Here is a 14638-nt window from a genome sequence, read left to right on the forward strand (position 1 = left end):
ATTCACCGTCAGGTGAAAATTTGTGAGATAATATAAAGTAAAGAGTTTTGTGCACTCCAAATTTCGTGAAAATTCGTGAAATTCGTGGGAGATTAAAAATATTTTGCTGATTATTAAATAATTACTTACGTCGAACTCACGTTAAAATAAAAACTACAACTTTTGGAAGCTCTCTATGATAAAAAAACTTTTAAAATATTTCCTAAAAACCCTACTCTTTGTAGTAGGTTTTGTAGTACTTTATGTGCTACTGTGCTTGCTGTTGCCATTAATTCCCATTTCTGCAGAAAAAACTACAGAGCCCAAAACTATTACCATTTACCTTCTCTCTAACGGAATGCACACCGATTTGGTACTACCTACTCAAAATGAATACATTAATTGGACAACTAAAGTTTCCCCTGATGATACCAAAGGGAAAATGAGAGGTGATTGGTTGGCTTTTGGTTGGGGCGACAAAGGCTTTTACCTCAACACCCCCACTTGGGCTGATTTAAAGTTCTCTACAGCAGTAAAAGCTGCTTTTTGGATGAGTGATTCGGCTATGCACACCACCTATTTAGGAGGTACCGAAGGATATGAAAAAGTAGCACAACTAAGTCTTACAGCTGCACAATACAAGCGCTTGGTAAGCTATATCGACCAGCAGTTTGACAAAGATGCACAAGGTAAATACATTCCTATTCCCACCAATGCCGTTTATGGCACTACCGATGCTTTCTACGAAGCCAAAAGAACTTACAACTTTCTCTATACCTGCAACACTTGGGCAGACTACGGGCTTCGCGCTGCCGGACAAAAATACGCCCTCTGGACAGCTACCGATTCAGGGATATTTAGGCATTATAAATAATTAATAATTGAGGTGTCAAAATAATTTCATGTATTTGCGCTCTGAAAATTAATGTATTATGAAATTATTTAAGGGACAAAGCCTCTTAGAGTTTACTGAACGCTTTAAAACAGACTTAGATTGCGAAGAATACTTAGCTTCCATAAAATGGGAAAAAGGGTATTGTTGCCGTAAATGTGGACATACAAAATACCAAGTTCGCAAAGATTTTTCACGCACTTGCAATATCTGTTCAGATACAGAAAGTCCTATAGCTGGGACTTTGTTTCACAAGCTAAAATTTGGACTTCTCAAAGCATTTTATATATGTTTTGAGATGTCAACAACTACAAAAAGTCTATCAGCATCACAAGTTGCTCGCCGTTATGATATTAGTCGACAAACAGCACATTATTTTATGCACAAGGTTCGTGAAGCTATGAAATCCAGTGAGTCACAGAAAATGGATGGCAAAGTGCAAGTCGATGAATTTACCATAGGAGGAAAAGAAGAAGGAAAACAAGGTAGAAGTTATGACACAAAGAAAAAGAAAGTTCTTTGTGTGATACAACTTAGTAACCAAGGTAAAGTTAAACGTTTTTATGCATTTAAAATTCCTGACTATTCTTCAAAATCATTACGAACAATATTTGATAAACACATTGATAAGACAGCTTATATAACGACTGATGAATGGAAAGGCTATAGACCTATAAAGGACTATAATATAACTCAAATTTCTAGTAATGACGGAAAGAATTTTCCTACATTACATAAGGTAATACATCAAGTAAAATCTTGGATACGAGGTATATATTCTTGGGTATCAGAATTTAACATAGACCGATATTTAGCTGAGTATAGTTTTAGAATCAATCGTTCACAGAGCAAAGAGACTATCTTTAACAATCTAATAAAAAAGATTGATTGAAAGAAAACCTATTTTCCAATCTCAGTTGGTATGCCCTTAACTTGACACCTCAATTAAAGAATATTATTCTGTAAAAATATGAAAAAAACTTACTATATATTAATATTATTTCTTTTTATATCTTGTAATTCAAAATTAATTCCTTTAGTTTATCCGCCTATTAGTTTGAAAAAGGATTATTCTGAAGACACAAGAAACTTTAAGGAATATAAAGGAAAGATTGAAGGATTGCCAAAAGATAGATATTATAAAGCTGCTATAAAAATACTATTAGATAGTACTTTATGTAGTTTTACTTCTTCTGATATGGATCATACTTTTTATATATATTTGGATACAACTTGTATTAGAAGAGATAGTTATATAGAAATTATTTTAAATGATTACTCTCCTAAAACAATTTTATTAAATGATTTTATTAATTCTGATAAAAATATTACTCTTATTAAAGATAAGAATATTATAACAAAAGATACTTATGATAATTTTTATAGAACATCTTTATCCGAATGTGGGACCATTTCTGATAGAGATATTATTTATTCTACTAAATATCTTACAGAAGATAGAATTCATTTAAGTAATATAGAAGAAATAAACCAATTAAAAAATGGAGATTTCTACTATGAGGATAATAAGACTCATGTTTTAGTCATAGGAAGTAAACTAAATAGTAATAAAAATGGAGAGTGGAGAACTTATTTGCTAAAATATAGTGATGATCCAGTGTTAAAAAAAATAGAAACTTATTCTAATAATTATTTAGATGGTTATTACTATGAAACAGATAACTCTAATTTTACTAAACAAGGCTATTATAAGAAAAATAAAAAGTATGGATACTGGGAAGAGATAGATTGGAAAGGAAATATACATAAAGAGTATTATAAAAATGGAAAGAAGAAAACAAAGCGCAGAGGAAATCTTTAAATGAAAACCACAATTATGAAGAAAATATTCTTTTTAGTATTAGTTATTTTTATTTCTTGTAATAGAAAAATGGAGTTTATACAGTCTGAAACCATACCCAGTCTTATTTTAGTAAGAAACTCTATAGAAAATGATTCTTGTTAAAAAACCAACTAATTAGCTTTATAATAAAAAATCATCATAAAAATCGTATCCAATTTTATAAATTGAGGTGTCAAAATAATTTCATATATTTGCACTCTGAAAATGAATGTATTATGGAATTATTTAAGGGACAAAGCCTCTTAGAGTTTACTGAACGCTTTAAAACAGACTTAGATTGCGAAGAATATCTGCTTCTTTAAAGTGGGAAGATGGATATTGCTGTCGCAAATGTAGTCATAAAAAATACCAAGTCAGAAAAGATTTTTATGGATTTGATACAGAAAGTCCTACTGCAGAAACACTATTTTAAGCAAAAAGTCCGCAAAACTATGAAATCCCGTGAATTGCACAAATTGAATGATAGCGTTTAGGTTGATGAATTTACCATAGGAGGAAAAGAGAAAGGAAATACACCAAGTAAAGTCTTGGATACGAGGTATATATTCTTGGGTTTCAGAGTTTAATATAGACCGCTATTTAGCAGAATACAGTTTTAGAATCAATCGCTCACAGAGCAAAGAGACTATCTTTAACAATCTAATAAAAAGATTGATTGAAAGAGAACCTATTTTCCAACCTCTGTTAATATGCCATTAACTTGACACCTCAAAAAATAATTTAACAAAATAATAGATATATGAATAAATTTTTATTTGGAAATAAGAATAATCGCCAGATATGGATAATATTTATTGTAGCTAATTTGCTTTATTCATTAATGATTTTTATGAGTATCCCTCATTTGCAAAAACTTTCGCAAGGCTTACCTATATTGGATATGAGGGCAGGCGGCTATACTTTGGAAGAGGTGCAAGCACTATATACAGCCTTAGGAAGTGAGGGGCGAAGTTACTATCTTTTTCCTCAGTTATTTTTTGATATATTTTATCCAGGGCTTTTTGCAGTGACTTATACTTGGATTATCATCAGGCTATTACAACAACTCTCCATACAAAATAAATGGTTAAAAGGTTTGTGTTATTTACCATTGATTACCAGTTTTTTTGATTATTCTGAGAATATCAGTATCTTCATTACTCTCAAAAGTTATCCTGAGTTGTCCCCTACGCTTGTTCAATTGGGAAGTGTCTGCACATTTCTAAAAAACATTAGCGGGATGATGACTTTCAGTGTGATGATTGTACTGTTTTTGGTATGGGTTGTAAGGAAATTAAGACAGAATAAAAGCTCAAATTAATAAAGAAAAATTGAGGTGTCAATTAATATAATTAACTTAATAATGCGTCATTCGTCATTCGTCATTCGTTATTTGCTTTTCCCCTTTGCAGTGATCTATGGGGCAATCGTTCGTTTGCGCCATTGGTGCTATAACGTTGGCATTTTTAAAGTACATACCTTTGCAGTGCCTACAATTTGTGTGGGCAATGTAGCAGTAGGAGGTACCGGTAAAAGTCCGATGGTGGAGTATCTAATTAGGCAGCTAAAAACAACCCAGCGCGTAGGGGTGTTGAGCAGAGGGTATAAACGCAAATCTAAAGGTTTTGTATTAGCTAATGGAAATAGTACAGTATACGATTTAGGCGATGAACCTTTTCAGTTTTGGAAGAAATTTAAAGATAATATTATATTAGCTGTATGTGGTAATAGGGTGGAAGGAATAGAGCAGATGCTTGCGCTACCAGAGCCTCCCGAAGTAATCATTTTAGACGATGCTTTCCAACATCGTCCCGTAAAAGCAAAAATCAATATAGTACTTACAGCTTATAAACAGTTATTTACTAACGATTGGCTACTGCCAATGGGGCAACTCCGTGATGTAGTAAGTCGAGTGCAACAAGCTGATATAGTGGTAGTAACCAAATGTCCTACTTCCTTGTCTCAAAGTGAACGTTCTCTTATTGAAAAACAGTTACAAAAAAAGGCTCATTGCCCTATAGTTTTTGCTACTATAGCTTATGATGAACAAGTGTTCAAACAAGATGAAGCTATCTCTTTGTCAAACTTTATCAAAAAACCTTTTACTTTGGTAACAGGTATTGCTAATCCACAACCTCTATTAGTGTATTTAAAAGAACAAGGAGCAGATTTTCAGCACTTAAACTTCCCCGATCATCACCATTTTAGTTCAGAAGAAATACAGCAATTGCAAGATAAATGTATTCTCACTACCGAAAAAGACTATGTGCGCCTACAATCTCATTTACAAAACTTATACTATTTGCCCATTGCAATGCAGTTCCTCACCCCTTCCGATGAACATATATTTGGCACGGTTTTTGAAAATCTGTAAACACGAAATAATTTCAAACTTTTATCAACTATGACAAAAAAACTCATCGCTATTGTAGCTTTTATTTTAGCAACAACTGCTACCCTCGAAGCTCAAGAAATTAAATGGATGACTTTTGACCAAGCTATTGCTGCTCAAAAGAAAAAACCTAAAAAAATATTTGTAGATGTATACACTAATTGGTGTGGTCCTTGCAAAATGTTAGCTAATAACACCTTTAAGAACAAAGACTTAGTGAACTATGTAAATGATAACTACTACGCTGTGAAATTCAATGGTGAAGGTAACGAAGTAGTAAATTACAAAGGTCAAAAGTTTGAGAATAAGGATTATGATCCTGCAAGAGCTCAATCGCGCAACTCACTCCACCCGCTCACCAATTACTTGCAAGTGCAAGCATACCCTACAATGGTGTTCTTAGACGAGAAAAACGATTTGATTACAGGTATCACTGGCTATATGTCACCTACCCAATTAGAACTCTACTTGAAAATGTTTAAAAATGACGAACATAAAAGCATTACTAACCAACAAGAGTTCCAAGTATATCAGTCAAAGTTCAAACCTACATTTAAAAACTAATAAATACACTTTTTCATAAACACACGCGAAAAACTCTTGGCAAAATGTCAAGAGTTTTTTAATTTTTTATTATCTTTGCCACATAAATTGGCAAATTAATGCCCGTGCGGCTCGCACTAAATTGGCAAATTAGAATTATGGCAAAAATACTTATTATAGAAGACGAATCGGCTATTCGTCGTGTACTCAGCAAAATATTAGTAGAAGAAAGCAAAGAGTACGAAGTAGAGGAGGCGGTTGATGGTATCGAAGGCGTAGAAAAACTCAAAAAAGAGGACTACGATTTGGTGCTTTGCGACATCAAAATGCCTAAAATGGACGGTATGGAGGTACTCACCGAGATTAAAAAGGTGAAACCTGAAATCCCTTTTGTAATGATTTCTGGTCACGGCGACCTTGAAACCGCTGTAAATGCAATGCGTCTTGGGGCTTACGACTATATCTCAAAACCACCCGATTTGAACCGCTTGCTCAATACAGTACGTAATGCTCTCGATAAGAAGAAGTTAGTAGTAGAGAATAAACACCTCAAAAAGAAGGTGAGCAAGAGTTATGAGATGATAGGAGAAAGTGCTCCTTTGCAACAAATCCGTCAGATGATAGAAAAAGTAGCGCCTACCGAAGCGCGAGTACTCATCACGGGCTCTAATGGTACAGGTAAAGAGTTAGTAGCTCACGCTATTCACTACCAAAGTGAGCGCAGTGAAGCCCCTATGATAGAAGTGAACTGTGCTGCTATCCCTTCAGAACTGATAGAGAGTGAACTCTTTGGGCATATCAAAGGGGCATTTACTTCAGCAGTTAAAGATCGTGCAGGTAAGTTTGAAGCCGCTAACAATGGTACAATTTTCTTAGATGAGATAGGAGATATGAGCCTCTCTGCACAAGCCAAAGTATTGCGTGCTTTGCAAGAAAATAAGATTACCCGTGTAGGTAGTGATAAAGATATCAATGTAGATGTACGAGTGATAGCCGCAACCAATAAGGATTTGAAAAAAGAGATAGCTGAAGGTCGTTTTCGCGAGGATTTGTACCACCGTTTGGCAGTAATTCTTATTCGTGTGCCTTCACTCAATGAAAGAAGAGATGATATTCCATTACTTATTGATTATTTTTCAGTAAAAATAGCCGAAGAACAAGGTATTAGTCCCAAGAAATTTAGCAAAAAAGCGGTAGAACTTCTCCAAAAGCAAGATTGGACAGGTAATATTCGCGAATTGCGCAATGTAGTAGAGCGGCTTATCATCTTAGGAGGTAAAGAAATCTCAGAAGATGATGTCAAAGCCTTTGCCGGTAAGTAACCTTTTACCTCTTACTTCTTACCTAAACAAAATGAACAAAATAAAATCTTTTCTAAAACCCTTAAAAACCAAACGTTTCTGGAAAGTTACTGCTCTACTATCACTGTGGTTGCTCTTAGTAATCATCGCTTGTAACGTGCAGGTAAGCAAAGAAACTAAAAACTTGTTGTATACTGATATAGCTGAAGTGCCTGCACATAAAGTAGGTTTGCTTTTAGGTACGAATCCTTATTTAAGAAGTGGGGCACCCAATAAGTATTTTCTTTATAGAATAGATGCTGCGGTTGCCCTATATAAGGCAGGGAAAATTGAATATATTTTAGTGAGTGGCGATAATCATAGAAATGACTACAACGAGCCCGAAGAAATGAAAAGAGCCTTGATGAATAACGGAATCCCTGAAGAACGTATTATCTTAGACTATGCGGGTTTCAGAACCTTAGACTCCGTAGTGCGAGCCAAAGAAGTATTTGGCTATGATACATTCATTGTTATCTCACAACGTTTTCACAATGAGCGTGCCCTTTTCTTGGCAAAGCATCACGATATACAAGCTATTGGTTTTGATGCGCAAGATGTTACTGCCTACTACGGTTTTAAAACACGTGTACGCGAGTATTTAGCACGCACCAAACTCTTTGTAGACTTGTGGTTTGAGGTACAACCCAAATTCAAAAAGTAGTAAATTGATAAAAAAGTATTATCTTTGCGCCCTTTCCTAATCCACAACCTTTAAACACTATAATCACTAACGACTAAAAATGGCTATAATAATAACAGATGATTGTATCAACTGCGGGGCTTGCGAACCTGAATGTCCTAACAACGCTATCTACGAAGGTGCCGATGATTGGCGCTATAGCGATGGTACAGCCCTAAAAGGACGAGTAGTATTGCCCAGCGGATTGGAAGTAGATGCTGATGAGCCTCAACAAGCTATCAGCGATGATATTTATTTTATCATTGCCGATAAATGCACCGAGTGTATAGGTTTCCACGATGAACCTCAATGTGCTGCGGTATGCCCTGTAGATTGTTGTGTACCCGATGATGCCCATCAAGAAACTGATGAGGAACTCTATGCTAAAAAGCGATTTATTCACAATGAAGAAGCTTAGTTTGGCATAACATTTGACTTTATAAGGGTAAGATTTTTAATGTATTACCCTTATGAAAACAAATGTATCTTTAATGCTGTTATCAGCTTTGTTATTAGCGGCTTGTGGTAACCCCGAAGGTCACCGAAATTCAAGCAATTCAGCCAACCAGCTTCCACCTCCTGCACCTGCTACAACAGTGGAAGAACTTACAGCGAACAAAATGGCTTCGCCTGAAACACCACCTCCGCCACCCCCACCACCTGCGTATGATGCTGTAGTAGAAGAAATGGAAATTGCCAATTCTGAAGAACCTTCTCAACAGCAACTGCGTAGTAATGAAACCTACAAAGAGATTTCTGAAAATCCATTTGTAGCAGTAGCGCAACAACCCGTTACCACTTTCTCTGCCGATGTTGATCGCGCTTCGTATGCTAATTTGCGTCGTATGTTAGGTTATGGTCAGTTACCTCCTAAAGATGCCATTCGCATAGAGGAGATGATAAACTACTTCGATTACGACTATCCTGCACCTACTAAGGAGGCTACTTCTCCTTTGCGCGTGACCCCCGAATTAGCTCCTACACCTTGGAATCCTGAACATTTGCTATTACGCATCGGTTTGCAAGCTAAAAAACTCGATTTGGCTCAAGCACCCCCTTCTAATATTGTCTTCCTGATTGATGTGTCGGGATCAATGGATGAGCCTAACAAGCTCCCTTTGCTAAAATCTTCTTTCAAACTCTTGCTTACTCAGCTCAAACCTACTGACCGAGTGGCGATTGTAACTTATGCCAGCGGTACAAAAGTAGCCCTTTCGTCTACTCCTGTAAAAGAGAGACAAAAAATAGAAAAAGTACTTGATAATCTGTATGCAAGTGGTTCTACCTCAGGTAGTAGTGGTATTCAATTAGCTTACAAAGAAGCTCAAAAAAACTTCATTAAAAATGGTAATAACCGTATTATTTTAGCTACTGATGGCGATTTCAATGTGGGGATTAGTAATCCAAGAGAGTTAGAAAAATTCATTGAAAAACAGCGCGAAAGTGGTATTTATATGTCAGTTTTAGGTTTTGGTATGGGTAATTATCGCGATGATATGGCCGAAACCATAGCCGATAAAGGTAATGGTAACTACGCTTATATCGATGATCTTACCGAAGCTAAAAAAGTATTGGTAAACGAGTTTAGCGGTATGCTTTTCGCCGTAGCAAAAGATGTGAAGTTGCAAATCGAGTTCAACCCTAAATACGTGAAAGAGTATAAGCTCATAGGTTATGAAAACCGTATGCTTGCCAATGAGGATTTTACTGATGATAAGAAAGATGCAGGTGAAATAGGTGCTGGGCATACTGTCACAGCCCTCTATGAACTCATTCCATCGGAAGGTAAAGTGGCTCAAAATCTCCGTTATCAAACAAAAGAACTCAACGAAAAAGGTAAAGGCAATGAGTTAGGATTCCTCAAAATACGTTATAAAGACCCTAAGGTAAAAGATGCCAAAAGTGTAGAAGTAACCGAACCTTTGTTATTTGCTAAGAAATCTTTAAATGAAACTTCTGTAGATTTTCGCTTTGCAGCCAGTGTAGCCGAGTTTGGTATCCTTCTGCGTGGTAATAGCAATAAAGCCCAAGCTACTTACGATCAAGTAGTAGAATTAGCTAATGGTGCTATAGGCAAAGATGAAGAAGGCTATCGCAAAGAATTTGTGCGCTTGGTAAAAAGTGCAAAATTGTTGGCTAAATAGTAAAAAAATACTATATTTGCCCCGTAGCTTTAAAAAAAAGTTTTTATGAAAAAAGAAGTAACTGATGTATTAGTAATAGGCGCAGGACCTTCAGGATGTGTGTCAGCTGCCTATTTGCACAATAATGGCGTAAAAGTACGCGTAGTAGAAAAAACTAAATTCCCGCGTTTGGTAGTGGGGGAGAGCCTTATTCCGCGTGTGATGGATCATTTTGACGAAGCGGGTTTTATGCCTGCCTTGGAAGCCCAAAAGTACGAAGTAAAATGGGGTGCCCGTTTTATCCGTGGTGAACAAGTATGTCAGTTTGATTTTGGTAAGAAGTACGGCAAAGGTTGGGATTGGACGTGGCAAGTGCCTCGCGCTGATTTCGATAATGTTTTGGCTCAAGAAATCATCCGCAAAGGTGTGCCTCTTAGTTTTGAAACCGAAGTTACGAACGTACAGTTTTTTGACGATCATCAAGTTACTACTGTTAAAGACAAGAATGGGGAAGTGTATGAAATCACCTCTAAATTCGTCATTGATGCCAGTGGCTACGGTCGTGTATTGCCTCGCTTGTTAGACTTGAATTCTCCTTCTAAATTAGACGATCACTCTGCTATATTCACGCATATCAAAGAAGATAAGGTACGTCCTGAAGGTGAAGAAGGAACACTCATTTCTTTTGATATTTTAGAGAGAGAAGTATGGCTCTGGGTGATTCCTTTCTCTAATGGCAATACCAGTGTAGGAGTCGTAGGGCCTACGCACTACATCAATAGTCTATCGGCTTCTGGTGATACTGCTGAAGCTTTGCGCAAGGCTATCGTAACTTCAGATTTTTATAGAGAGCGCTTCCAGCATTCCGATTTTCTATTTGAACCTAACAAGATACAAAGCTACTCTTGTTCAGTGAAAAAACTCTTTGGCAATGGCTTTGTACTCACAGGTAATAGCACTGAGTTCTTAGATCCTGTGTTCTCATCAGGAGTGGCTTTTGCTACCGAATCGGGTATGTTGGCAGCCAAATTGGTAAAACGCGAACTTGCAGGTGAAAAAGTAGATTGGCAAAAAGAATATACAGAGTATATGCAACGCGGTATCGATGTGTTTACTTCTTATGTAAGAGAGTGGTATACAGGTAATTTGCAAACGCTTTTCTTCCACCAGCCTGGTAACGAGGATGTAAAAGAAAAAATCTGTGCAGTATTAGCAGGTTATGTGTGGGATACCACCAATCCGTTTGTAACCAAACACAAACACATCATCGAAAATATGGCGTATGCTATCAACAACGGCTTGGGAATGAAAGAAGCGTAAGTGTTTTTTGGCTAAATAGTAAAAAAGTATTACCTTTGCGCCTTTCATAACTCTTAATTTAAAAACTCTAAACAAAAAAGTGCAAACAGAAGAAAAAGAACTATACAGCTTCTCAGAAGCACCTGATTGGGCTAAATCCCTTTCAGATAATGAAATGGTACAACTTTTAGTAGAAACTGATTTCTCTCGTGAACAAACTGATGAGGGACGTGACTACTGCTATTTCTTACATAAATACAGCAAAGTAGATAATAATAGTACTTCCGATTATACGTTGATGGCTTACACCCTCACTCAACCCGAAAACTTGGAACGTGCCTCTATGTACGATATGGTACTTGAGGAAAATGAGTACTTTAGCATCCATCGTATTAGTGTGTATCGCAACGGTCAGCTGATTGATAAAACTGCCGATACCACTATAAAAGTATTGGATAACGAAGGACAAAGCGGTCGTGGTATTATTAGCAGTTCTAAAAAACTGAACTTCTCTATCAAAGACCTTCACCTAGACGATATCCTCATTTTGGAAGACACTAAAGAAAAAGTGTTTACCGAAAAAGAATTCTTGCGTCGCGACTTTATGAAGTACGTATATGTAACCCCCGATACTTATTGGGCGTATGGCAAATACCACTTCAAGCTCATCAACAATCGCAACAAACGCGTAGCTTATAAAGATGTGTTCTTCCGCGACGAGCAAGGTAACGTAATCCCAAGTCAGGTGAAATACTTAGCGCAAGGAGAGGCATTTGAAATAGTACAAGAAAACTACATCAACCCAGTAGACCCTAACCGCGAAATCTTCCCTTTTATAGACTTTGCTACCGATAGTACTTGGAAAGACTTGTCTAACTATATCTATCCGCTTTATGAAGAGGTGTTCAAAGCACAGCCCGCTGATTTCGCCCCCGATTTGGTAGAGAAACTCAACAGTATGGCTACCCTCGACGAAAAATTGCAATACGCTATAGAGTTCGTGCAAAATAATATCTACTACGTGTACAACGCCGATGAGATGAACGGACACAAACCACAAGCGCCCGCGCTTACTTACCAAAATAAACAAGGTGACTGTAAGGCGAAATGTGTATTGTTGAAATCTATCCTCAACTATCTAGGTGTAGAGGCTTCAGTGGTATTGGTGAACTACAATTCCGATTATTATATGCAGTTCTACCTTCCTTCATTGCTTTCGTTCAACCACGTGATAGTGAAAATCAACTATAAAGGGAAAGAGTATTTTGTGGATGCCACTGCTCGTAATGAGTTTGGTAGATTGGAGAAACGCGCTGTGATTTCTTTCTGTCACTTTATGGAAATCTTGCCTAACCAAGAGTTACAAGTGCGCAAACCTACTTATTTCGATGATTTTTGTATCGATGAACGCATCACTTTAGAAGCCAAAGGCAATATAGGTAAAATCCAACTGCTAACTACTTATCGTTATAATCGTGCTAATTCTATGCGTGGTTACTTCAAGTCAAGCAACAAAAACGAACGTTTGGACAGCTGGAACAACTCTTTGTTCTATGCGCTCAACTATGTGAACGACCGCAAAGGCAAAGATTTTCGCGAGATATTCAAAGATGCTACTTTGCAAATAGTAAAGGATGACAAGGTAGAAAATGAATTTGTAGTGAAGTACGAAGCAACTATTGAGCAACCTTACTTTGTAGATAGTGAAGGTCGTCGTTTCTTGATGTACTACGATGGTAGTGTGTTGAAAAACAGCATTCGTGAACACCAGCACAGCGATGCGAGTTTTTGGCATAACTTCGATAGCGAGCGTTATGAAATCGAACTCAAAACCGATGAGAATATCGATACTAAGGAAAAATACACCGTACAAGAGTGTGATATCAAAAATGAGTATTTTACTCATAAAACCCAAAAGTTCATCACTAAAAACTCTGGTAAGGTGATTGTAGAGTACAATCCGCTCACAAATATCGAATTGCCACTACATAAGTTGGAGCCTATTCGTGAAGATTATCACACTATGGCTGATAGCAACTTCGGTATCGGTATCGATGTGGTAGAAAAAGGATTTTTAAACTCCTTAAAACGACTTTTTAAATAAGATACTTATGGCGCTGTCCAAAAAGTCTCAAAATCACTTTTGCGTCACTACACTTTGCCAAAGTTTCCAGCCTGTGCGGCTCGCACCTTTGGCAAAGTTTTTATGATGTATTATCAATAAAATAACAATGAACACACTGCTTCCAACCATAGAAACCCAATCTGAAGCCGAAATTATTGCTTTTCAAGAAGAAAAACTGAGAGAACTATTGCAATATCTCAATAAAAAATCGGTTTTTTATCAAAATCTCTTCCGCAAGCACCATATCCGTATAGAGGATATCCGCACTCTTGCCGATTTACAAAAAATACCCACAACCCATAAAGACGATTTGCAGCGTGAAAACGATGCTTTTCTCTGCGTGCCTAAAAGTGCTATTGTAGACTATGCTTCTACCTCAGGTACTATGGGAACGCCCGTTACTTTTGGTCTTACCGACAAGGATTTAGATCGTTTGGCGTACAACGAAACTATCTCATTGGCTTGTGCAGGCATTCAAAAAGGCGATGTAGTCCAACTGATGACTACTATCGACCGCCGTTTTATGGCAGGTTTAGCTTATTTCTTAGGCATACGCAAAATGGGGGCAAGCATCATTAGGGTAGGGGCAGGAATTCCTGAATTGCAATGGGATTCTATCCGATTGTACGAACCTAAATACCTTATTGCAGTGCCTTCCTTTGTGCTGAAAATGATAGAATATGCCGAAAAGAATGGTATCGACTATCGCGCTTCTTCCGTGAAAGGAGTGGTGTGTATAGGTGAGGCGTTGCGCAATCAGGATTTTAGTCCTACACTCTTAGCAAAAAAGATTACTGAAAAATGGCAGGGATTGCAACTTTACTCCACTTATGCTTCTACCGAGATGAGCACTACTTTCACCGAGTGTGAGTACCAACACGGAGGGCATCACCACCCCGAGCTCATCATCACTGAGGTATTAGACGACGATGGTCATCCCGTACCCGATGGCGAGAGTGGAGAGCTAACGATTACTACTTTGGGAGTGGAAGGTATGCCACTATTGCGTTTTCGCACAGGCGATATAGTAGCGATGCACAACACCCCTTGTAAGTGCGGGCGACATACGGCACGAGTGAGTCCTGTATTGGGTCGTAAACAGCAGATGATCAAATACAAAGGAACGACTCTTTACCCACCAGCTCTAATGGATTTGCTTACGGGGTTTGAAGCTATAGAGAATTACATTATAGAAATCAATACCAATGATATCTTCACCGATGAAATTCTTATCAAAATAGGAACAAAAACTCCTACTGAAGCTCTTCGCGAGCAAATATGCAACCATTTTCGCGCTAAACTAAGGGTAGTCCCTAAGATTGAGTTCTGCGATATAGCCCTCATTGAGCAGCAGCTCTACCCGTTAGGCAGTCGCAAACCGATGAAATTTGTAGATAAACGCAAACCATTAAATTAATTA

Annotated in this window: 12 protein-coding genes and 2 pseudogenes; all 14 read left to right on the top strand. The window is 37.3% G+C overall.

Annotated elements, in window-relative coordinates; translation table 11 throughout:
• The first annotated feature begins 175 nt into the window (after positions 1 to 175).
• The 14 genes and pseudogenes from DR017_RS05680 to flxY all read left to right on the top strand — a co-directional run bounded on the left by DR017_RS05680 (position 176) and on the right by flxY (position 14635).
• Positions 176 to 853 (top strand): TIGR02117 family protein, encoded by a 678-nt coding sequence (locus tag DR017_RS05680; RefSeq protein ID WP_002677387.1) that lies wholly within the window; start codon positions 176 to 178, stop codon positions 851 to 853.
• 58 nt (positions 854 to 911) lie between these two features.
• Positions 912 to 1803 (top strand): annotated as a pseudogene (locus tag DR017_RS05685) (IS1595 family transposase).
• Positions 1804 to 1841: 38 nt separating this feature from the next.
• On the top strand, positions 1842 to 2693 hold the full coding sequence (locus DR017_RS05690) for a hypothetical protein (RefSeq protein WP_002677604.1): 852 nt from the start codon (positions 1842 to 1844) through the stop codon (positions 2691 to 2693).
• Positions 2694 to 2950: 257 nt separating this feature from the next.
• Positions 2951 to 3434, top strand: a pseudogene (locus DR017_RS14490) (hypothetical protein).
• 40 nt (positions 3435 to 3474) lie between these two features.
• Positions 3475 to 4035: a hypothetical protein gene (locus tag DR017_RS05700; RefSeq protein WP_002677315.1), complete on the top strand. Its 561-nt coding sequence runs from the start codon at positions 3475 to 3477 to the stop codon at positions 4033 to 4035.
• 42 nt (positions 4036 to 4077) lie between these two features.
• Positions 4078 to 5088: a tetraacyldisaccharide 4'-kinase gene (gene lpxK, locus DR017_RS05705; protein ID WP_002677393.1), complete on the top strand. Its 1011-nt coding sequence runs from the start codon at positions 4078 to 4080 to the stop codon at positions 5086 to 5088.
• 30 nt (positions 5089 to 5118) lie between these two features.
• Positions 5119 to 5670: a thioredoxin family protein gene (locus DR017_RS05710; RefSeq protein ID WP_002677498.1), complete on the top strand. Its 552-nt coding sequence runs from the start codon at positions 5119 to 5121 to the stop codon at positions 5668 to 5670.
• Between the two features lie 137 nt (positions 5671 to 5807).
• Positions 5808 to 6971, top strand: a complete 1164-nt coding sequence (locus tag DR017_RS05715; RefSeq protein WP_009414234.1) for a sigma-54-dependent transcriptional regulator — start codon at positions 5808 to 5810, stop codon at positions 6969 to 6971.
• Positions 6972 to 7002: 31 nt separating this feature from the next.
• Positions 7003 to 7653: a SanA/YdcF family protein gene (locus DR017_RS05720; protein WP_002677390.1), complete on the top strand. Its 651-nt coding sequence runs from the start codon at positions 7003 to 7005 to the stop codon at positions 7651 to 7653.
• A 79-nt stretch (positions 7654 to 7732) separates the two neighbouring features.
• Positions 7733 to 8089 (top strand): 4Fe-4S binding protein, encoded by a 357-nt coding sequence (locus DR017_RS05725; RefSeq protein WP_002677354.1) that lies wholly within the window; start codon positions 7733 to 7735, stop codon positions 8087 to 8089.
• A gap of 52 nt (positions 8090 to 8141) precedes the next feature.
• Positions 8142 to 9815 carry a vWA domain-containing protein gene (locus DR017_RS05730; protein ID WP_040360616.1) on the top strand — a complete coding sequence of 558 codons (1674 nt, stop codon included), beginning with the start codon at positions 8142 to 8144 and terminating at the stop codon, positions 9813 to 9815.
• 45 nt (positions 9816 to 9860) lie between these two features.
• Positions 9861 to 11114, top strand: coding sequence for an NAD(P)/FAD-dependent oxidoreductase (locus DR017_RS05735; protein WP_002677171.1), 1254 nt, complete (start codon positions 9861 to 9863; stop codon positions 11112 to 11114).
• Between the two features lie 79 nt (positions 11115 to 11193).
• Entirely contained in the window at positions 11194 to 13197 is a 2004-nt protein-coding gene (locus DR017_RS05740; RefSeq protein ID WP_002677536.1) for a DUF3857 domain-containing protein, read from the top strand.
• A gap of 127 nt (positions 13198 to 13324) precedes the next feature.
• Complete coding sequence (flxY, locus tag DR017_RS05745) at positions 13325 to 14635, top strand: flexirubin biosynthesis putative acyl-CoA ligase FlxY (protein ID WP_002677406.1); 1311 nt, start codon at positions 13325 to 13327, stop codon at positions 14633 to 14635.
• The last annotated feature ends 3 nt before the right edge of the window (positions 14636 to 14638 follow it).

The organism is Capnocytophaga sputigena, assembly GCF_900446695.1.
Classification (GTDB): Bacteria; Bacteroidota; Bacteroidia; order Flavobacteriales; family Flavobacteriaceae; genus Capnocytophaga; species Capnocytophaga sputigena.